Genomic DNA, 19,181 nt, shown 5'->3' on the forward strand with positions numbered 1-19,181 from the left:
GGTCGAGTAGCCGAGGCGCCAACACCTGCAGGTCGAGTAGCCGAGGCGCCAACACCTGCTGGTCGAGTAGCCGAGGCGCCAACACCTGCTGGTCGAGTAGGCGAGGCGCCAACACCTGCTGGTCGAGTAGGCGAGGCGCCAACACCTGCTGGTCGAGTAGGCGAGGCGCCAGCCGAGCCGTATCGAGACCCACCCCCACCACACCACCAGGTCTCGATACGCACGACTCACTCCGCTCGCCGCACTACTCGACCACCACACAAAACCAGCCGCCCACCACCAAACGAGACGCCACCACATGCTGGTCGAGTAGGCGAGGCGCCAGCCGAGCCGTATCGAGACCCACCCCCACCACACCACCAGGTCTCGATACGCACGACTCACTCCGCTCGCCGCACTACTCGACCACCACACAAAACCAGCCGCCCACCACCAAACGAGACGCCACCACATGCTGGTCGAGTAGGCGAGGCGCCAGCCGAGCCGTATCGAGACCCACCCCCACCACACTGCCAGGTCTCGATACGCACGACTCACTCCGCTCGCCGCACTACTCGACCACCACACAGGATCAACCACCGACCACCGCACGGGATCGCTTCCGCCCCCGCGAACGGGATCAGTCGCCGACCACCGCACCGGGCCGTTCCCTCCCCCGCGAGCGGCACCGCCGACCGAAGGGCCGTGACCGATGAGCCTGTTCCGCCGGCCGAACCGGGCGACCTCCGATCGCGAGAGCCGCGTGATCTACCAGATCGCGTCGCTCTGCCTGCAGTACCCGGACGAGACCCTCCTCGCCCAGGCCGGCCTGCTGCACGATGCGCTCGCCGGACAGCCGGACTCGGCGTCGACCCGGGCGCTGACCCGGTTCGCCGGACACTTGGACACCACCGACCCGGACGTCTTGCGAGAAAGCTACGTTCGCGACTTCGACCTGTCCCGGCATCAGACGCTGTACCTGACGTACTGGTCGGACGGGGACACCCGACGGCGAGGCAGCGCCCTCGCCGCCATCAAGCAGACCTATCGCGAATCGGACTTCCTGGTGGACACGCACGGCGAACTCCCCGACTACCTGCCGATGGTCCTCGAGTTCGCCGCGCGCGTGAACCCGGAGACCGGCCGGATGCTGCTCATCGAGCATCGGGCTTCGCTGGAACTGATCCGGATCGCACTGCAGGAGAAGGACTCTCCGTACGCCGATGTGCTGGCAGCCGTCTGTGCGACGTTGCCCGGCGACTCCCCGGCCGACAAGGCCACCGCACAGTCCATGCGAACGAGCTCGCCTGCGGTCGAACGAGTCGGCCTCGAACCCGGCGACCCGCGACTGCTTCCGCTCTTCACGTCGAAGGAGATGTCGATGATGACTGGACCGAAACGCACGGGGGCGCCGCGATGAGCCTCTTCCTCTGGGGCGTCGTCCCCTATCTGGCACTGATCGCGGTGATCGGCGGCACCATCTGGCGCTTCAAGTACGACAAGTTCGGCTGGACCACGCGGTCGTCCGAGCTCTATGAGTCCCGGCTGCTCCGGATCGGCTCGCCGCTGTTTCACTACGGAATCCTCCTGGTGATCGTGGGGCACGCGATCGGCCTGGTGATCCCGGAATCGTGGACCCACGCGATCGGCATCAGCGAAGACATGTACCACTGGGTGGCCGCGGTCGGCGGGATCATCGCGGCTATCGCCGCACTCGTCGGGGTCGCGATCCTGATCTATCGTCGTCGCACGACCGGTCCCGTATTCGCGGCGACCACCAACAACGACAAGCTCATGTACGTGATGCTGGTCGCGGCCATGATCGCGGGGACCTACATCACCGTGGTGGGGATGATCGATCCGCACGGGCCGGGGGTCAACTACCGCGAGACCGTCGCACCGTGGTTCCGATCGATCTTCGTCCTACAGCCCGACATCCACGCGATGGACGCGGCGCCGCTGCGATTCCACGTGCACGTGCTGCTCGGCATGCTCCTGTTCATTCTGGTGCCGTTCACCCGCCTGGTGCACATGTTCACCGCTCCGCTGCACTACTTCTTCCGCCCGTACATCGTCTACCGCAGCCGTGACCGGGTGGCACCGGGCACGAGACGGGGCACCACCCCGCAGTCGCGCGCCTGGGTTCCGGTCGGCACCGAGGATCGTGATTCATGAGTACCGACACGTTGCCCGCGGGGGTCACCGCGGCCGCCCAGACCCGGAATCTGATCCTGGCGACGCTCGCGTTCGCGATCACCTTCTGGGCGTGGAATCTGATCGCACCGCTGGGAGTCTTCTACGCGAGTGAGGGCGAGATGGACCTCTCGTCGTCGCAGAAGTCGGTCCTCATCGCGGTGCCGATCCTGGTGGGCTCGCTCGGCCGGATCGTGGTGGGCGTGCTGACGCCCCGCTTCGGCGGCCGCGTCATGTTCACCGTTCTGCTGCTGTTGTCGGCGCCGTTCGTGCTCCTGGTGGCGGTCGCCGGCCTGCTGAAGTCGTTCCCGATGATGATCGTGATCGGCTTCTTCCTGGGTATCGCCGGCACCAGCTTCGCCGCCGGGATCCCGTTCCTGAACAACTGGTACCAGGCCAGCCGGCGCGGTTTCGCGACCGGCGTGTTCGGCGCGGGCATGGGCGGCACCGCCCTGTCGGCGTTCTTCACCCCGCGGTTCAAGGAGTGGTTCGGCTACTTCGCGACGCACGTGATCATCGCGGTGGCGCTCGTCGTGGTGGCTGCGGTCTGCTGGCTCGTGATGCGCGACGCTCCCACCTTCGCGCCGAACACCGAGCCCGCCGTGCCCAAGCTGGTGAGCGCCCTGAAGCTGCCGATCACCTGGCAGATGTCATTCCTCTACGCGGCGGCCTTCGGCGGTTTCGTCGCGTTCTCCACCTATCTGCCGACCTACCTGAACGACGTCTACAACATGACCGATCTCACATCCGCCGGCGCACGGACCGCGGGCTTCGCGATCGCCGCGGTGATCGCCCGGCCGATCGGCGGCGCGCTGTCGGACAAGTTCGGTCCGCGGCTGATCACCGCGATCTCGTGCGGCGGCGCGGCCGTGCTGGCCGTCTGGATGATCTTCAAGCCGTCGATGCCGTGGTGGGCGGGCGCGGACTTCCTGCTGATGGCGGTGATGATGGGCATGGGCGCCGGCTCGGTGTTCGCGTGGGTCGCGGTGGCGTCCCCGCCGGCCCGCGTCGGCGCGGTCACCGGACTGGTCGGCGCGGCCGGCGGGCTCGGCGGCTTCTTCCCGCCCCTGGTGATGGGTGCGACCTACGACCCGGTGACGCACTCGTACACGGTCGGTCTGGCGCTGCTCGTCGCATTCGCCGCGGTCGCCTGCCTGTTCACGATCTTCGGCATCCCTCGCCAGAAGAAGGAGGCGGACGCATGAGTGTCACCGATCTGAACGCACTGGCCGACGAGTTGCTCGGGCAGGCACGAGCCGCGCACAGCGGTCGTGCCGCCGAGACCGTCCGTCCTTCGACGAGTCCGGGAGAACAACGCACCGGCGACCGGCTCCGCGAGACGGTGATCGCCCTGGCGGCCGGCCACGCCCTGAGCGATCACGAGAGCCCCGGCGAGGCCACCCTGCAGGTATTGCGCGGCGAGGTCCGGCTGACCGTCCCCGGGGAGGCCGACCTGCCCCTCGGTGTGGGCCACCGCGCCGACATCCCGCTGGTGCGCCACGGTCTGACCGCCACGACCGACGCGGTGGTGCTCCTGACCGTGGCACTCTGACTCCCCGGCACTCTGACGCCCCGACTCCCTGACTCCCGGGCCGCAAAGTCCGGCGCACCGTCCGGTCCCGGCGTAGCTTGACGTCCGAGGGGGCGACGAGGGAGGCGGCATGGTACACGGGAGCGGCCCCCGCATCCTGGAGATCCGCACGCACGGCGTCAGCGGAACCCCAGCGCACCACATCCTCGCGGACGCGGCGGGACCGGCGGATCCCCGCTGCGTCGTCTCCGTACCGGGCCCGCGCGCCGCGGATCGGGCGTTCGTCCGCTGCGTGGACGCCGCCGGCGATCCGGTCTCCGCGCCGGGGGATCCGGACCGCGAGGTGTGGGCCTATCACTGGGGCGCGATGACCTCCGGCGGCTGGCGCAAAGCGCTCTGGGCCCTGCTCATCCCGTTCGCCCTGATCAATCTGGCCTACACGATGCTCCCCGGGGTCCCCGACCGACCGGACGACGGTGCCGCGCCGGACCCCGCACGCCCCGCCCGGGCCCGGCCGCCCCACCTGGCGCGGGCCGTGGTCCACGTCCTCGGTCTGGCGCTGACCGTGCTCTTCACCGTCCAGCTGGGCCTGGTCGCCATCGACCTCTTCGCCGGGCAGTGCCTGGCGCAGCCGCGCACGGACTTCGGCGCCGAATGCCTCACCGGACTGCCGCTGCGGGACTGGCTCGCCGCCGACCACCGGCGCGCCGCCGTGCTCTCGACCGGCGCGGTGGCGCTGCTGTTGATGATCGGTGCCGTCACCGCCCGGTTCACCGACGTCGATCAGCACGGCGTCCCCGACCCGGTCGCCGCCGAACCGGGGACGCGCGCGGCCACCGACGACCTCCTCGACGGCGAGATCACCGCCCCGCTGTTGCGCGCGCTGCACGGGCTGGCCGTCCCGACCGCGCTGGCCCTGACCGTCCTCAGTACCGCGAACCGGCAGACGCCGGGCTGGTGGACGGCCGCGGGCGTGCTCATCGCCCTCGCCGTGGCGACCGCCCTCCTCGATGTTCCGTACAGTGCCGCGGCGACCGCCGCCTTGCACGCCTGGACGTGCAACACCGCTTTTCGCACGGCAGGGGTCCTGCTGACGGTCGCCGCCTACGCCGCGGTCGGCGTGCTCGGCTGGCGCGTCCTGCCCGGGCGGCTCGCCGATCCGGGCGTCGTGGGCGCGGGTATCGGCGCGACGGTCGTCCTGGTCTTGCTCGCGTGCCTGGCCCTCTGGCTCCTCCTGTTCGCGGTAATGATCCCGCTCGTGTGCGCCGACCGGTCGCGGTGGCGGCCTTTCCCGGCACCGTTCCGGCCGTGGATCCGGGGCTGGTCCCCGCTGGTGGTCGCCGGCGGCGCCGTGCTCCTCGGCGCCGGGTTCGGCGCCGGCCTCGCGCGCGTGTTCGCCCTGGCGGCCGGCGGCAGCAAACGCCCCGAATCGCCGACCGCTCTGCACCTTCCGGCCGTCTACGACCAACTCAGTCTCCTGTGGGGCCTGGTCGGCGCTGCCGTCGTGTTCACCGCGCTGACGGGGGCGGCGCTGTGGCTGCGCAGCGGATGGCGTCCGCGCCACCCGGTCGCCCGCGCGTTGTCGTTCCCCACGGGTGCCCGGAGCGCGCCGCCGCCGGCCGCCGCTCTCCGGCGGTGGCGGCGGCGGTGGTGGATCGCCCAGGCCAACCACCGGCTGCCGCGGGTGGCCGGCGTTCTGGCCGCACTCACCGTCGCGTTCGTCGTCTGGGTGATGACGCTGTACTACACCGATCCGGACTGGGCCGACCCGGACCGGGCGCGTCCGGATTGGCAGGCGATGGCAGCGCTCAACGCCGGGCTCCGGATCTTCGGCACCGTGGTGCTGATCGTCTTCGTCGGCGGCCTCGCATGGGCGATCCAGCGCGCGACGAGTCGTCCCGACGGTGCCGGCCGCACCCTCGGCGTGCTCTGGGACGTGGCGGCGTTCTGGCCTCGCGAAGGCCATCCGGTGGTGCCGCCCGCCTATGCGCCGACCGTCGTCAGCGACATCGTGGCGAAGGTCCGGGACCTGCGGAACGACCCTCGCCATCGGGACACGCACCTGGTGCTCAGCGGACACAGCCAGGGCTCGCTCATCATGTACATCGCGGCGCATCAACTGACGACCGGGGACCGAACCGAGCGGCTCAGTCTGCTCACCTACGGATCACAGCTGCAGTGGCTGTACGGTCGCGCCTTCCCGCGCTTCCTCGACTTCGACCGCCATCTGGCTCTGCTGACCGGTCTCGACGGCCGCTGGATCAACGTCGTCCGCTTCACCGATCCGGTCGGCGGTCCGGTGCTCTCGTGGGAGCCGCGCTGGCACGAGGGCTCGCCCGGGTCCGGCCTGGCACCGCATCCGGTCGCCACTGTCCTCGACAGGGACGCCGTCGGCGACCCGCGGCGCGGCACGCACCGGGGCTGGCGTGAACGGCAGCCCGGGGTGATCGTGAACGCCGACCCGCGCGACGCGGCCGGCCGGACCCGGGTCCTGCGCCTCGGTAACGAACGATGGCTGCCCGATCCGCCGATCGACCCCGAATTCGCGTTCGACCGCGGCCACAGCAACTACGTCCGCGAGCCGGCGTGGCCGGCGCTCATCGCCGAGCTCGTCGACACCCCGCCGCCGCGGACGACGCCGGACGAATAGGGGCCGCCGAGGGAACATCGCCGCCCGCGGCGCTGAGCGGTCCGGTGTCGTCCGGCAAGGCGCGGCTCAGCGGCGCCGGGCGGCATCCAGGATGATCGCGCGCTCGGCGACCGCCACGTTGTGGCGGGTCCGGGCCGCGACGTCCGGAGTCACCGACACCGAGGTGATCCCGCACCGCACCAGATGCTCGGCGAGCTCCGGGTACAGCGACACCGCCTGTCCGCACAGCGAGGTGGTCATTCCCGCCGCGGTCGCCCGCTCGATGATCCGGTCGATCACGTCGAGCACGGCCGGGTCCATGGTGTCGAACAGGTCCTTGCACACCTCGGAGTCGCGGTCGACCCCGAGCACCAGCTGGGTGAGGTCGTTGCTGCCGATCGACACCCCGTCGATGCCCATCGCCGCGTACTCGTCGAGCCAGTACACCACGGACGGGACCTCGGCCATGATCCACCGCTTCAGCCCGGTGTCGGCGCCGAGCGGATGCTCATCGAGCAGCGCCAGGCACTCATGCAGTTCCCATCTGGTCCGCACGAACGGAATCATCAGGTGCACGTTCGGGTGGCGGCGCCGGACCGCGGCGATCACGTCGAGGTCGAGCCGGAACAGTTCGGGCTCGCGCACGTACCGGTAGCAACCTCGATAGCCGATCATCGGGTTGTCCTCGTCGGGTTCGGAGTCACCGCCCTCGAGCGCCGCGAACTCGTTGGACCGCAGATCGATCGCGCGGTACACCACCGGCCGGTCGGCGAAGGCGGCCGCGATCTTCGCGACTCCGGCGGCCATCTTCTCCACGTACTCGTCGCGCCGCCCCTGCTCCAGTAGCTTCGCGGGATGCAGCCCGCCGAGCGCCTCGGTGATCATGAACTCCGCCCGCAGCAGTCCCACCCCGTCGACGTCCATCGCAGCCACCTCCTCGGCGGAGTCCGGCGTCGCGAGATTCACGTACACCCGCGTCGCGCTGAGTTCCCGAACCGGTCCGGGCGGTGTCGCGCCGGCCGGCGACACCGCCACCACCACCGGCGCACCCGCGGTGATCGTCCCGGCGGCGCCGTCGACGGTGACCAGCTCGCCTTCGGTGAGCGTGCCGGTGGCTCCGCGGGCCCCGACCACCACCGGCTTGCCGAGTTCCCGCCCGACGATCGCCGCGTGGCAGGTGATCCCCCCGCCGTCGGTCACGATCGCCGAGGCGCGCCGCAAGACCGGCAGCCAGTCCGGACGCGTCATCGGCGCCACCAACACGTCGCCGTCGTTCAGCGCGGAGGCCTGCGACACCTCCCGCATGATCCGGACCCGTCCCGTCGCCGTGCCCGGGCTGGCCCCGAGCCCGGTGACCAGTACCTCCCCGCCGTGCACCGAGTCGCCGTGCATCGAGTCGCCGTTCACCGAGCCGGTCCGGGCCGCACCCTCGAGCGTGGTGATCGGCCGCGACTGCACGATGAAGGCGTCGAGTCCACTCCCGTCCGGCCGCGCACAGAACGAGAACTCCATGTCTTGCGGCGCACCGTAGTGGGCTTCGGCGTCTACGGCGATCTGCGCGAGGGCCAGGATCTGCTCGTCGGACAGGACCCGAGCGCCGCGGCCTGCCTCGTCGATGCGCTCAGGGACCTCGGCGGCGCTGCGACCGGCGACCAACTGGAAGTCCTGCGCACCGAGGTGCACGTCGAGGATCCGTCTGGGCGACTTGCCGACGAGATACGTGTCGGGTTCCACCTGGCCGCCGACCACCACCTCCCCGAGGCCGTGTGCGGCCTCGATCAGGATCTGGCCGGCGTCCCCGGAGCGCGGGTCGACGGTGAACATCACTCCGGCACTCACCGAGTCGGCCATCAGCTGCACGACCACCGCCACCGACGGCTCCTCCGTCACGTTCTGCACCCGGCGGTAGGTCATCGCGCGCGCCGACCACAGCGACTGCCAGCAGCGGTTGACCGCGGCCAGCAGGTTCTGCGCGCCTTCGACGTCGGTGAAACTGTCGTGGATACCGGCGAACGAGGTGTCCGCGGCGTCCTCGGCGGGTGCCGAGGATCGGACGGCGACGCGTCGGTCGTCGCCGAGCTCGTGGTATCGAGCCACCACAGCCGCCGCGATCTCCGGCGGCATCGGGACCTGGGACAGCTTGGCGCGCAGCACGTCGGCGAGCGCGAGGAGCTCGTCCTCCGCCATTTCGGCCGGCGGCAGCGCATGGGCGGCGAGCTCGTCGCGCAGTCCGGCCGCCTCGACGGCCGCGAGGTAGGCCTCTTTGGTGACGACGAAGCCACCCGGTACCGGGAAACCTCCGCGGATCAGTTCGCCGAGATTCGCCCCCTTGCCGCCGACGGACGGGGCGTCGGCCAGTCCGAGTTCGCTCAGTCCGCGGACCCAGGCCGCCCCGGTGGGTCGCACGCCCGCCTCGGGCCCGCTCGATTCTTGTTCGCCGGCATGCTGCTCACCGACATGTCGCTCGGTCACTGGCATTCCTCTCGCATCACCCAGCCCCGCTTCTGACGCTACGAGCCGTCGCGGCAGAGGTCATGAGGCCAAGGTCCCGTCGTCGGCGCGGGCTCCGCGCCGACGTCGTCGGCGCGCGCTACCGTGGAGCCGATCCAGCCGTTCGCAGAAGGAGAACCATGGCCAAGACCAAGTGGAACGATCTGTCCGGCGGTCAGAAGGGCGCGATCATCACCGCCACCGCCCTCGACGCGGGGCTGCGCGTCTGGGCCGGCCGCGATCTGGCCACCCGCAGCTCGGCCGAGGTGAACGGCCCGAAGTGGCTGTGGGGCGCAGGTCTGTCCCTGGTCAGTTCGATGGGCGTGCTGCCCGGCCTGTACCTGCTGTTCGGACGCAAGCGCACCGCCCTGGACTGAATCCCCGAGTTCACCGGGTCCCGTTCAGCGTCCGCGAGTCCGCGATGCGCCAGCGCCGCCACCACGGCCGGGCACGTACCTGCGCCGCGGCCACCGGATCGTGCTCGCATGTCCGGAGGTACCAGCCGGCGCACAGCCGCGTCAGCGCACCGTCGTCGACGTGCCTGCGCAGTTCGGCCCGGGACACCCCGAGACGCGCCAGGTCGTGCTTGTTGAACACCCCGTTCTCGATCCCCATGCCTGTTAGACGCAGCGGCCCGCGCGACGGTTCCCTCGACACGCCGGGCGATCGGTGAAACGGCCGACGGCACCGGGCCGCGGCTAGCCCCTCGCCGCGCCGCCGAGTTCGGCTGCCCAACGCGACCAGACCCCCGGCATCGGGCTCCGATGCGTCTGGTCGCCGAGGAACCGGGCCAGCGCGCCCGGGCCGTCCAAGGCCATCGACCCGGCCGCATCGGCTGGCCGTCGGCCAGCCAACAGAACCGTGTCGACCACGCGGGCGCCGTCGCAGATTCCCGGCACCGGGTGATCGCCGCGCACGTCGAAATCCTCCACCAGCAGGGGCACTCCGTCGTAGCGCACGTCGCTGACCAGCCGCGCCCGACCCCCGTGCTCGCCGCTGCGGCCGAGCACCGTGGTTTCCCGGATCAGCGCGCACGCCCCCGGGCCCAGGCGCAGCCGCAGCGTCCGCGTCAGGTCGGCGCCGCTCGCCACGACCGTCTCGAGACCCATCCAGACCAGTGTCGCGCCCGGACCGAGGTCGGCGTCGACGGTCCAGGACGACGCCACCCCGTCGGAGTCGTACGCCACTGTGCCGCCCACCTCGGTGAGTTCCAGGGTGCACCCCGCGCCCACCGCGAGCCGCACGTCCAGGCGGTCCCCGCCGAGCAGCATCGCACCCCCGGCCACCAGGGCGACCTGCGCGGAGCGTTCGGTGCGGCCGATCAGCCGCGGCACCAGGGCTGTGCCGGCGCCGGACGACATCGTGACCCGGGCGCGCGAGGACGAGAGTCCGCTTCGCTCGCCGCCCGGGCCGGCCGAAGGTTCGCGCACCGGTGCGGCACGGACGTCGACGACGGTGGTCGCCATCTGCGGTCCCGCTCTCAGTGGGTGTGGGAGTCCGCGTGGTCGTGCGCGTGCACGTATCCGCCGTCGGGGTGTTCGTCGTCGGCGTGGAAGTGCGGCGCCATCGGGCCCGGGTCGACCGGTGTGTGCGATCCCGACCGATGCGCCGCAAGCATCTCCAGCACCCATCCGCGCAGCCAGTCGACGGACGCGGGGTCGTGCTTGGACAGGCCCAGCACCGGGCCGCCCTCGCGGGCCGCGGTCGCATCGGCGATCATCGCCGGCACGTCCACGCCCACATGCGGCGCCAGGTCGGTCTTGTTGACCACCAGCAGATCTGCGCGCGCTATCCCCGGCCCGCCCTTGCGCGCCACGTCGCCGCCGCCGGCGACGTCGAGGACGAAGATCTGCGCGTCCACCAGGGCGGGTGAGAAGGTGGCGGTGAGATTGTCTCCCCCGGATTCGATCAGGACCAGGTCGAGCGGAGCGAAGTCGCGTTCCAGGTCTTCGGCGGCGAGCAGGTTCTCGGTGACGTCGTCGCGGATCGCGGTGTGCGGGCAGGCGCCGGTCTCCACCGCACGGATCCGTTCCGGGTCGAGCACCCCGGCGGACTTGAGGAAGCGCGCGTCCTCATCGGTGTAGATGTCGTTGGTGATGACGCCGATCCGGACCTGCGAGCGGGCCGGGTCGGAATCCGACAGCGCCCGGCACACCGTCGCGATCAACGACGACTTCCCGGTGCCGACCGGCCCGGCGACACCGAGCCGGAAGGCGCGGACGTCGCCTCGGGTGACAGCGGAATCGGGCGAAGCAATAGAATCAGGCACGGAACAACCTCTGGTTCATGACCGCGTGGGCCTGCGCCCATTCCTCGGTCTGCGGAGCACCCGACGCGGGGATCGCGTCGGGATCGGTGAGTGCGGCCAGGCCGCCGACGGAGGGCTCCCCCGCCGCGCACGCCTCCAGGACCCAGCCGCTCACCTCGGCGGGATCACGCGGCTCGAGCTTCAGCAGGGCCGCGGCCGCGGTGGCGGCGTCGTCGTAGATCACCAGCCGCACCAGTTCGGCCGCGCTCATCGGCGCCATCACGGCGATGCCGCCGAGCACCACCGCGCGGCACGGTGGACGCTGCAGCGCCGTGAGGATCTTCAGGACCGGCGAGTCCGGCCAGAGCGACCGCGCGAGCCGAAGGAAGCCGCGGCCCTGTGCCGCCGAGGCCTCTCGCAGGGCGGGCGCCGGAGTGCGCGCCGCCCAGGAGGCGCGCAGCGTCTCGATACGGGCGCCGGCCTCGCTCGTTCCTCGCTCGGTCGACGCCCTACTCGACGAGCAATCAACCGACTCCCCATGCGACAAGCCATACGCCGAGGCCACGCTCGACGACTGCGAAGGCGCGGCCGGCGAGAGCAGGTGCCGCGCCACCACGGCGGTGCCAGCCTCGACCAGCGAGGTGGTCCGCGCGCGTCCGATCATGTACTCGCGCAGACGATCCGGCGCCAGCCCGGCGCGCAGCGCGGGCTCCACGCCGGCGGAGTACGCGTGTCCGCCCGTGGGCAGTCGTGCATCCGCCAGGAGCATCGCGGCGAACGGGTTGCCTCCGGCTGCGGCAGCGGTCGACGTCGCGCCCAGCGCCGGCTGAGCGGAGTGGGGCGCCATCAGAACATCGTGTACAGCTGGGCCAGCGGCAGTCGTTCCGCGGGCGCGGGCGTCACCGGCTCGCCGTCGATGGAGATCTCGAAGGTGTCCGGCCGGATGTCGATCGTCGGGAGGGCGTCGTTGTTCTTCATGTCCGCCTTGCTCACCTCGCGCGTGGACTTGAGCGCGACCAGCCGCCGGCGCAGACCCAGCCGGTCGGCCAGACCGTCGTCGAGGGCTGCCGGAGACACGAACGAGACCGAGAGGTCCGCGCCGATGGCATCGCCGAAGGCGGGACGCTGCAGCACCGGCTGCGGGGTCGGGATGGAGGCGTTCGGGTCGCCGAGTCCGGCCCACGCGATCACGCCGCCCTTGATCACCAGGGCCGGCCGCACACCGAAGAGCTTCGGGTCCCAGAGCGTCAGGTCGGCGAGCTTGCCGGGCTCCACCGAGCCGATCTCGTCGTCGAGACCGTGGGCGACCGCCGGATTGATCGTGTACTTCGCCACATACCGCCGGGCCCGGAGATTGTCTGCGGCAGAGCTTGTTTCGAGCTCTCCCCGGCGCAGCTTCATCACGTGCGCCACCTGCCAGGTTCGGGTGATCACCTCGCCGATGCGGCCCATCGCCTGCGCGTCGGACGAGGTGATGGAGAGCGCGCCGAGATCGTGCAGGATGTCTTCCGCGGCGATCGTGGTCGCGCGGATCCGCGACTCGGCGAAGGCCAGGTCCTCGGGCACCGCCGGATTGAGGTGATGGCAGACCATCAGCATGTCCAGGTGCTCGGCGACGGTGTTCACCGTGTGCGGCAGCGTGGGATTGGTGGAGCCGGGCAGGACGTGCGGAAGCGACGCGATCGACAGGATGTCCGGAGCGTGGCCGCCGCCTGCGCCCTCGACGTGGAAGGCGTGGATGGAGCGACCCTTCATCGCGGCGATCGTGGAGTCCACGTAACCGGACTCGTTGAGCGAGTCCGAGTGGAGCGCCACTTGGAGGCCCCAGCGGTCCGCGGCGGTCAGCGCGGCATCGATCGCGGCCGGGGTCGAGCCCCAGTCCTCGTGCACCTTGTAGCCGCCCGCACCGGAAAGCGCCTGCTCGGCAAGGCCTTCCGCGGACACGGTGTTGCCCTTGCCGAGCAGCACGACGTTCACCGGCACCTCGTCGAGCGCCCGGTGGATCCGCGCCAGATGCCAGCCGCCCGGTGTGACCGTGGTGGCCTTGGATCCCTCGGAAGGTCCGGTTCCCCCGCCGATCACGGTGGTGATCCCGGTGGCCAGCGCCTCGTGCAGTTGCGACGGCGACAGCAGGTGGACGTGCGAATCGATGGCGCCGGCCGTGAGGATCCGGCCCTCTCCGGAGATCACGTCGGTCGACGGCCCGATCACCAGGTCCGGATGCACCCCGTCGGCGACGTCCGGGTTGCCGCTGCGTCCCAGGGCGACGATGCGGCCGTCGCGGATCCCGACGTCGGCACGCACGATGCCCCACCAGTCGAGCACGATCACATTGGTGATCACCGTGTCCGGGGCGCCCTCGGCGCGCGTGCGCACCGACTGGTTCATCGACTCGCGGATCGACTTGCCGCCGCCGAAGACCGACTCCTCGCCGCCGAACGTGTGGTCGCGCTCGATCTCGATCCACAGGTCGGTGTCGCCGAGCCGCACCTGGTCGCCGACCGTCGGACCGTACAGGGCGGCGTAGCGCTCACGATCGATGTGCACCACTACAGCGCCCCTCCGTCGGTCTTGCCCATCGCGATGCCGGGTATCCGCCGTGCTCCGCGGAAGGCGACCGCGGAGACCGACCGGGAGGCGCCGGGTTCGAAGCGCTGCGAGGTGCCGGCCGGGATGTCGAGCCGGAAGCCGTGTGCGGCCACGCGGTCGAAGTGCAAGGCGCCGTTGGCATCCGGCAGATGCAGGTGCGAGCCGATCTGCACCGGCCGGTCACCGGTGTTCACGACGACCAACTCAAGCCGCTCGTCGTCGGTCCGGTCCGCATTCAGTTCCAGGACGCCCGGCCGCACCCGGTGGGCACCGGGAGCGGAGCCGGAGTTGCTCGTCGAAGCCATGTGCGTGCTCCTAATCGATCGGCTGGTGCAGGGTCACCAGCTTGCGGCCGTCCGGGAAGGTCGCCTCCACCTGGACTTCCGTCACCATCTCCGGGACGCCGTCCATCACGTCGTCGCGGGTGAGCACCGACCGCCCGGTCTCCATCAGTTCGGTCACCGGAACTCCTTCCCGGGCGCGTTCGATCACCCAGGTCGACAGCAGCGCGATCGACTCCGGATAGTTCAGCGGTATCCCGCGCGCATGCCGATCGCGCGCCACCATCCCGGCGACCGACAGCAGCAGCTTCTCGGTCTCGGCAGGCGTGAAATGCACGACGGCGGCTCCTCTCGCAGCGTGACGGACTCGCTCAATGCTGCCACGCCTTGTCGTGAGCCGCCCGGTTTGCCAGGCTGGTCACATGACGACCCCGAACGATCCGATCGACGCCGAGTTCACCGTCGACTCCGACGACTCGGCGGGCCGCCTGGCGTCCGCGCCGTCGTACGCGGAGGTCACCGGGTACACCGAGGACGGCCGCCCGACGCTCGACCACGTCCGGGACAAGATCGAGAGGCGCGCGGCGACAGCTGTCGGCAGCGAAGAGCTCGCCGGAATGATCCCGGAAGTGGTGGAGGCCCAGGAGGCGTTCGACAAGCGCCAGGAGGCGGCCAAAGCCAAACTCGAGGAGATCCGCAAGTCGATGCGGGCCGACCCGTAGGCTCGACGTCGTACATTTCGACCAGACGCACCAGAGGGGTGGACGATGAGCAACAAGAACGAGCGCGAGCAGTTGATCGAGGAAGAAGAGAAGGAAGCGCAGCGCCGCCGCGACCAGCTCGAGCGCGAAGAAGAGGAGCGCCTCAAGTAGCGCGTCACCGTGGCGAGGCCGGGTACCGATCAGGTGCCCGGCCTTTCTCATGTCTGCGGCGGACCCGGCGGAGCGGGCGTTTCCGAACGTGCGTGTTTCGTCGCCTTAACACCCCGGCAACACGAGCTTCCTAGTGTCTGCGCACAGATCGACTTGGAGGTTTCGACATGCAGTTGGGGCGTCTGCTCGAGAACCGCGCCCTGCGACTGGAGCTCGCCGTCGACCCCGGCGGTGCGCGGGAACTGGCCGTGTGCGGGGTGTCGGTGGCCGAGGGGCCGATGCCGCAGCGACTGACGGGCGGGGGTGGCTTGCTGCTGATGCGTCTCGTCCAGGTCGACGATCCTGCCGAGACCGAACGTCTGCTCGACGCCGCACACGACGGCGGCGTCGTCGCCGTCGGGGTGGGCGTCGACCGTGCCGGGGGTTGCCTTCCCAGGAGCGTGGTCGCCTCATGCCGGGCGCGCGGGCTCGCTCTGGTGTCCGTGCCCGCGGACGTCTCGTTCGACGACGTCGCCGCGGAGTTCCGCGTCCACCGCGCCGATCTCGCCTGCCGGATGCGGGCGGCCCTGAACCAGTCGCGCCGGCTCCTCGCGTCGGTGGCGGCCGGATGCGAGTTGGACGACCTCGCCTCGGTGGTCGTCGGCGCGACCGGGGTCGGCTGCACGGTCGTGACGGCCACCGGACGGCGCATCTGTGCGCACGGGCGAGGGTTGTCCGACGACGACGTCGACGAGCTCCTGCGCGGAGCCCGTACCGCCGACGCCGTCCCGGTGACGACGGCCGGACGGACGGTGCTCCCGATCGGCCGGTGCGACGACGCGGCGCGTGCGTGGCATCTGGTGGTCGACGGTCGAGTGGAGACTCTGCCGGCCGACGCCGCGGACGCCTTCGCCGAGTTCGCTTCGGTCGCCGCGCTGGTGCACGCGCGGGAGGCCGAATCGCTCGCGCTGCGTGATCGACACGACGATCTGGCCGTGGCGGAGCGCCTTGCGGCGCCGCAGGGTTCGGGCTGTTCCGGCGGCGGAGCGGTGCTGGTGGTCCGCTCCGACGACCCGGATCGGGCCCGCCCCCTGGTCCGTGATGCGCTGACGGCAACCGTCGCAGACGCGACGGTGGCCGTTCACGGCGGAGACGTCATCGCTCACCTGCCGACCGGTTCGCCCGACGCGACGGTCGCCGCCGTCGGGCAGCGGTTGCGGGGGGTGGTCGATCTGCTCGGCGCGCCGTCGATCGGGTACTGCGCGATGTCCGACGGCGCCAGCTTCGACGGCGCGGTCCGCGGCGCGAGGCAGGCCGCCCGCTTCCGCGAATCCTCGGAGTCGTGCCCGCTGCCGATCACGGCCGCCGACTCGCTCGGCACCGCCGCGTCGCTGTTCGCGCATCTGCCCGACGACGTCCGGACGGACTTCGTCCGCCGGGTGCTGGGTCCGCTCCAAGAGCATGACGCCGCCACCAAGGCCGGTCTGCTCGACACCCTCGCCCAGTTCCTGGCGAACGACTGTTCGTGGGTGCGCACCGCCACCGCGATGGACATGCACCAGAACACGGTCCGTTACCGGATCGGGCGCACTGAGCAGTTGATCGGCCGGAATCTGTCAGATCTCGCCGATCGGGTCGACGTGCACGTGGCACTGGAACTCCGGTGACCGTCCACCGCGGAGATCACTCAGTCATCGCGCGATAGGACGCGCGACGGCGGCTCGCGCTCGTCGAGTCACCAGCGCGTGCCGCGCCCCCGAGCACCGAGGAGGATGAACCGCGTCTTGCCTCAGCGCGCGAATCTCAAAGGCCGAGTCCACCACATCGAGGGTGGCTTCGCCGTGGCCGTTCTCATCGAACGCGAGCCGGCGTGACCGAAGTTCAGTGGTGAATCGCCACTCCGCAGGCGCCTCGACGACAAACGCCGGGGCCCTGCAGTCGTCGCAGTCGTCGTCAATTTCGTCCGTCACACCGTCGTCGTGACGGTCGCACGGTTCACCGTGCGTCGGGTACGCGTACCCGGGGTTCCAGAGGTAGGCGGGTTCCCGACCTAGTCGGGGACGACGTCAGCTCCCGGACGATTCCGAGTCGTCCACGGCGAAGTCGTACCTAATTCGGAGCACCTCCGTCGCCCTGCCCAGTACGTTGACCATCGTCCTCCCCTTTCCTGCGCGATTCGGACCTCGGCGGTCCGCTGATCGTCTCAGGACCGGACCATATCCGGAGATGCTGACAATCTCGGCGGAGTGGATCGACCGGGTGACCTTTCGACAAGCTCAAGGAGCGAGCGGGTGACCTTTCGACGGGCTCAAGGAGCGAGCGGGTGACCTTTCGACAAGCTCAAGGAGCGAGCGGGCTGCTCAAGGAGCGGGCGGTGACCTTTCGACAAGCTCAAGGAGCGAGCGGGCGGGCGACCTTTCGACAACCTCAAGGAGCGGGGGCGGGCACACAGCACGACGGCCCCGCCTCTCGGTGAAGAGAGACGGGGCCGTCGGTACGAGCGTCAACGCCGTCGCAGGACGACGCGGTCAGCTAGCTTCGGTCACCAGCTGGACTTCTGCACGCCCGGCAGCTCGCCGGCGTGCGCCATCTCGCGCAGGCAGATCCGGCACAGGCCGAACTTGCGGTACACCGAGTGCGGGCGACCGCACTTGTTGCAGCGCGTGTAGCCACGCACCGCGAACTTCGGCTTCTTGGCGGCCTTGATCCGCAGAGCCTTCTTAGCCATGTCAGTTGTCCTTCGCGTTCGAGTCCTTGAACGGGAAGCCCAGCGCCTTTAGCAGCGCGCGACCCTCCTCGTCATTGGTGGCCGAGGTGACGACGGTGATGTCCATGCCGCGCGGGCGGTCGATCGAATCGATGTCGATCTCGTGGAACATCGACTGCTCGTTCAGGCCGAAGGTGTAGTTGCCGTTGCCGTCGAACTGACGATCGCTCAGGCCGCGGAAGTCGCGGATACGCGGGAGGGCGATCGACACCAGGCGATCGAGGAACTCCCACATGCGGTCGCCGCGCAGGGTCGCGCGGGCGCCGATCGGCATGCCCTCGCGCAGCTTGAACTGCGCGATGGACTTGCGGGCACGACGGATCTCGGGCTGCTGGCCGGTGATGAGCGCCAGATCGGCGACGGCACCGTTGATCAGCTTGGCGTCGCGGGCGGCGTCACCGACGCCCATGTTCACGACGACCTTGACCACGCCCGGGATCTGCATCACGTTGTCGTAGTCGAACTCGGAGCTCAGCTGGTCCTTGATCTCCTCGCGGTAGCGAGTCTTCAGGCGCGGCTGAACCTTTTCGGTGGAGGTCATAATCAGATGTCCTTCCCGGTCTTGCGGGAGATGCGGACCTTCTTGCCGGTCTCGTCATCGATCCGGTAGCCGATACGGGTCGGGTTGCCGTCGGAGTCCACGACCATCACGTTCGACACGTGGATGGGGGCTTCCTGGGTCACGATCCCGCCGGAGGAGGCACCGCGCTCGTTCGCCGACTGCGCGGTGTGCTTCTTGATCCGGTTCACGCCCTCGACCAGGACCTTGTCGCGCTGCGGGTAGGCTTCGATGACCTTGCCCTTGGCGCCCTTGTCCTTGCCCGAGATGACGATCACGGTGTCACCCTTGTGCACCTTCATTTCTCAGATCACCTCCGGTGCGAGCGACACGATCTTCATGAAGCGCTTGTCGCGCAGTTCACGGCTGACCGGGCCGAAGATACGGGTGCCGCGGGGCTCGGTCTCGTTCTTGAGGATGACGGCCGCGTTCTCGTCGAACTTGATGTACGAGCCGTCGGCACGACGACGCTCCTTGACGGTGCGCACGATGACGGCCTTGACGACCTCACCCTTCTTGATGTTGCCGCCGGGGACGGCGTCCTTCACGGTGGCGACGATGACGTCGCCCACGCCGGCGTAGCGTCGCGACGATCCGCCGAGCACGCGGATGCAGAGGATTTCCTTCGCACCGGTGTTGTCGGCGACTCGCACGCGCGATTCCTGCTGAATCACTGCTTAGTCTCCTTGACCTGGATACTGATGTCCGCCGGATTTCCGACCCGACGCACACGGTCTGCTGCCACCGGAACACGCGCCTGCCTGGGGTTTTCCACACGACGGAGGAAGATCCCAGTGGGTTCACGGGCCGATTCGCGGCGCAAGCGCCGCAGGCAACCAGTCCAGTGTACGGATTACCGCAGGCAGAAGTCGAATCGAACCATCCCCCGCCAGCCCCTTGAGCCCCATCGAAGCCCCTTGAGCCCCGCCGAAGCCCCTTGAGCCCCGTCGAAGCCCCTTGAGCCCCGTCGAAGCCCCTTGAGCCCCGTCGAAAGGACCGAGTAGCCGAACCCCCACAGCCCCTTGAGTCCGTCTAAAGCCCCTTGAGCCCCGTCGAAAGCACCG

Annotated in this window: 20 protein-coding genes; 8 read left to right on the forward strand and 12 right to left on the reverse strand. The window is 70.0% G+C overall.

Going from position 1 to position 19,181, the window contains the following annotated elements; genetic code table 11:
- Positions 1–691: 691 nt before the first annotated feature.
- The 5 genes from narJ (at position 692) to C6V83_RS15880 (ending at position 6,353) form a co-directional block, all read left to right on the forward strand.
- Positions 692–1,399 (forward strand): nitrate reductase molybdenum cofactor assembly chaperone, encoded by a 708-nt coding sequence (gene narJ, locus C6V83_RS15860; RefSeq protein WP_105943206.1) that lies wholly within the window; start codon positions 692–694, stop codon positions 1,397–1,399.
- On the forward strand, positions 1,396–2,154 hold the full coding sequence (gene narI / locus C6V83_RS15865) for a respiratory nitrate reductase subunit gamma (RefSeq protein ID WP_105943207.1): 759 nt from the start codon (positions 1,396–1,398) through the stop codon (positions 2,152–2,154). Before narJ ends, narI begins: the two co-directional genes overlap by 4 nt.
- Complete coding sequence (locus C6V83_RS15870; protein WP_105943208.1) at positions 2,151–3,377, forward strand: MFS transporter; 1,227 nt, start codon at positions 2,151–2,153, stop codon at positions 3,375–3,377. The genes narI and C6V83_RS15870 overlap by 4 nt, the downstream gene beginning before the upstream one ends.
- Entirely contained in the window at positions 3,374–3,724 is a 351-nt protein-coding gene (locus C6V83_RS15875) for a cupin domain-containing protein (protein WP_105943209.1), read from the forward strand. The genes C6V83_RS15870 and C6V83_RS15875 overlap by 4 nt, the downstream gene beginning before the upstream one ends.
- A 109-nt stretch (positions 3,725–3,833) precedes the next feature.
- Positions 3,834–6,353 carry a hypothetical protein gene (locus C6V83_RS15880; protein ID WP_105943210.1) on the forward strand — a complete coding sequence of 840 codons (2,520 nt, stop codon included), beginning with the start codon at positions 3,834–3,836 and terminating at the stop codon, positions 6,351–6,353.
- 66 nt (positions 6,354–6,419) lie between these two features.
- Here the strand turns inward: C6V83_RS15880 and ppsA are convergent, their stop codons facing one another.
- Entirely contained in the window at positions 6,420–8,738 is a 2,319-nt protein-coding gene (ppsA, locus tag C6V83_RS15885; RefSeq protein ID WP_234354011.1) for a phosphoenolpyruvate synthase, read from the reverse strand.
- Positions 8,739–8,962: 224 nt separating this feature from the next.
- On the opposite strand from ppsA, the gene C6V83_RS15890 reads away from it, so the two are divergent.
- Positions 8,963–9,199: a hypothetical protein gene (locus C6V83_RS15890; RefSeq protein ID WP_105943212.1), complete on the forward strand. Its 237-nt coding sequence runs from the start codon at positions 8,963–8,965 to the stop codon at positions 9,197–9,199.
- Between the two features lie 10 nt (positions 9,200–9,209).
- Here C6V83_RS15890 and C6V83_RS15895 read toward each other — a convergent pair whose 3' ends face one another.
- The 7 genes from C6V83_RS15895 to C6V83_RS15925 form a co-directional block, all read right to left on the reverse strand.
- On the reverse strand, positions 9,210–9,437 hold the full coding sequence (locus C6V83_RS15895) for a type IV toxin-antitoxin system AbiEi family antitoxin domain-containing protein (protein ID WP_105943213.1): 228 nt from the start codon (positions 9,435–9,437) through the stop codon (positions 9,210–9,212).
- An 83-nt stretch (positions 9,438–9,520) separates the two neighbouring features.
- On the reverse strand, positions 9,521–10,288 hold the full coding sequence (locus C6V83_RS15900; protein ID WP_105943214.1) for an urease accessory protein UreD: 768 nt from the start codon (positions 10,286–10,288) through the stop codon (positions 9,521–9,523).
- 14 nt (positions 10,289–10,302) lie between these two features.
- Positions 10,303–11,091 carry an urease accessory protein UreG gene (ureG, locus tag C6V83_RS15905; RefSeq protein ID WP_105943215.1) on the reverse strand — a complete coding sequence of 263 codons (789 nt, stop codon included), beginning with the start codon at positions 11,089–11,091 and terminating at the stop codon, positions 10,303–10,305.
- Complete coding sequence (locus C6V83_RS15910; protein WP_234353771.1) at positions 11,084–11,917, reverse strand: urease accessory protein UreF; 834 nt, start codon at positions 11,915–11,917, stop codon at positions 11,084–11,086. Before C6V83_RS15910 ends, ureG begins: the two co-directional genes overlap by 8 nt.
- The gene (locus C6V83_RS15915; RefSeq protein WP_105943216.1) at positions 11,917–13,620 is read right to left on the reverse strand and encodes an urease subunit alpha; all 1,704 of its coding nucleotides are present in this window, start codon (positions 13,618–13,620) and stop codon (positions 11,917–11,919) included. The genes C6V83_RS15910 and C6V83_RS15915 overlap by 1 nt, the downstream gene beginning before the upstream one ends.
- Positions 13,620–13,964: an urease subunit beta gene (ureB, locus tag C6V83_RS15920; protein WP_105943217.1), complete on the reverse strand. Its 345-nt coding sequence runs from the start codon at positions 13,962–13,964 to the stop codon at positions 13,620–13,622. Before ureB ends, C6V83_RS15915 begins: the two co-directional genes overlap by 1 nt.
- Before the next feature lie 10 nt (positions 13,965–13,974).
- Positions 13,975–14,277, reverse strand: coding sequence for an urease subunit gamma (locus C6V83_RS15925; protein WP_105943218.1), 303 nt, complete (start codon positions 14,275–14,277; stop codon positions 13,975–13,977).
- Between the two features lie 85 nt (positions 14,278–14,362).
- Here C6V83_RS15925 and C6V83_RS15930 point away from each other — a divergent pair, with 85 nt between their 5' ends.
- Both C6V83_RS15930 and C6V83_RS15935 read left to right on the forward strand, forming a co-directional pair.
- Positions 14,363–14,662 carry a hypothetical protein gene (locus C6V83_RS15930; RefSeq protein WP_105943219.1) on the forward strand — a complete coding sequence of 100 codons (300 nt, stop codon included), beginning with the start codon at positions 14,363–14,365 and terminating at the stop codon, positions 14,660–14,662.
- Positions 14,663–14,979: 317 nt separating this feature from the next.
- A complete protein-coding gene (locus C6V83_RS15935; protein ID WP_105943220.1) occupies positions 14,980–16,458 on the forward strand; it encodes a PucR family transcriptional regulator in 1,479 nt (492 codons plus the stop codon).
- A gap of 875 nt (positions 16,459–17,333) precedes the next feature.
- Here C6V83_RS15935 and C6V83_RS15940 read toward each other — a convergent pair.
- The 4 genes from C6V83_RS15940 to rplN are packed head-to-tail and all read right to left on the reverse strand — an operon-like array spanning position 17,334 to position 18,791.
- Positions 17,334–17,519: a type Z 30S ribosomal protein S14 gene (locus tag C6V83_RS15940; protein WP_105943221.1), complete on the reverse strand. Its 186-nt coding sequence runs from the start codon at positions 17,517–17,519 to the stop codon at positions 17,334–17,336.
- A gap of 1 nt (position 17,520) precedes the next feature.
- Positions 17,521–18,099 carry a 50S ribosomal protein L5 gene (gene rplE / locus C6V83_RS15945; protein ID WP_105943222.1) on the reverse strand — a complete coding sequence of 193 codons (579 nt, stop codon included), beginning with the start codon at positions 18,097–18,099 and terminating at the stop codon, positions 17,521–17,523.
- A gap of 2 nt (positions 18,100–18,101) precedes the next feature.
- Complete coding sequence (gene rplX, locus C6V83_RS15950; protein ID WP_105943223.1) at positions 18,102–18,419, reverse strand: 50S ribosomal protein L24; 318 nt, start codon at positions 18,417–18,419, stop codon at positions 18,102–18,104.
- Between the two features lie 3 nt (positions 18,420–18,422).
- The gene (gene rplN / locus C6V83_RS15955) at positions 18,423–18,791 is read right to left on the reverse strand and encodes a 50S ribosomal protein L14 (protein ID WP_105943224.1); all 369 of its coding nucleotides are present in this window, start codon (positions 18,789–18,791) and stop codon (positions 18,423–18,425) included.
- Between the last annotated feature and the right edge of the window lie 390 nt (positions 18,792–19,181).

Source organism: Gordonia iterans, from assembly GCF_002993285.1.
Taxonomy (GTDB): Bacteria; Actinomycetota; Actinomycetes; order Mycobacteriales; family Mycobacteriaceae; genus Gordonia; species Gordonia iterans.

Coding starts and splice junctions, on each gene's coding strand:
- narJ (WP_105943206.1), top strand. CDS start 692: ATGAGCCTGTTCCGCCGGCCGAACCGGGCGACCTCCGATCGCGAGAGC.
- narI (WP_105943207.1), top strand. CDS start 1,396: ATGAGCCTCTTCCTCTGGGGCGTCGTCCCCTATCTGGCACTGATCGCG.
- C6V83_RS15870 (WP_105943208.1), top strand. CDS start 2,151: ATGAGTACCGACACGTTGCCCGCGGGGGTCACCGCGGCCGCCCAGACC.
- C6V83_RS15875 (WP_105943209.1), top strand. CDS start 3,374: ATGAGTGTCACCGATCTGAACGCACTGGCCGACGAGTTGCTCGGGCAG.
- C6V83_RS15880 (WP_105943210.1), top strand. CDS start 3,834: ATGGTACACGGGAGCGGCCCCCGCATCCTGGAGATCCGCACGCACGGC.
- C6V83_RS15890 (WP_105943212.1), top strand. CDS start 8,963: ATGGCCAAGACCAAGTGGAACGATCTGTCCGGCGGTCAGAAGGGCGCG.
- C6V83_RS15895 (WP_105943213.1), bottom strand. CDS start 9,437: ATGGGGATCGAGAACGGGGTGTTCAACAAGCACGACCTGGCGCGTCTC.
- C6V83_RS15900 (WP_105943214.1), bottom strand. CDS start 10,288: ATGGCGACCACCGTCGTCGACGTCCGTGCCGCACCGGTGCGCGAACCT.
- C6V83_RS15910 (WP_234353771.1), bottom strand. CDS start 11,917: ATGGCGCCCCACTCCGCTCAGCCGGCGCTGGGCGCGACGTCGACCGCT.
- ureB (WP_105943217.1), bottom strand. CDS start 13,964: ATGGCTTCGACGAGCAACTCCGGCTCCGCTCCCGGTGCCCACCGGGTG.
- C6V83_RS15930 (WP_105943219.1), top strand. CDS start 14,363: ATGACGACCCCGAACGATCCGATCGACGCCGAGTTCACCGTCGACTCC.
- C6V83_RS15935 (WP_105943220.1), top strand. CDS start 14,980: ATGCAGTTGGGGCGTCTGCTCGAGAACCGCGCCCTGCGACTGGAGCTC.
- C6V83_RS15940 (WP_105943221.1), bottom strand. CDS start 17,519: ATGGCTAAGAAGGCTCTGCGGATCAAGGCCGCCAAGAAGCCGAAGTTC.
- rplE (WP_105943222.1), bottom strand. CDS start 18,099: ATGACCTCCACCGAAAAGGTTCAGCCGCGCCTGAAGACTCGCTACCGC.
- rplX (WP_105943223.1), bottom strand. CDS start 18,419: ATGAAGGTGCACAAGGGTGACACCGTGATCGTCATCTCGGGCAAGGAC.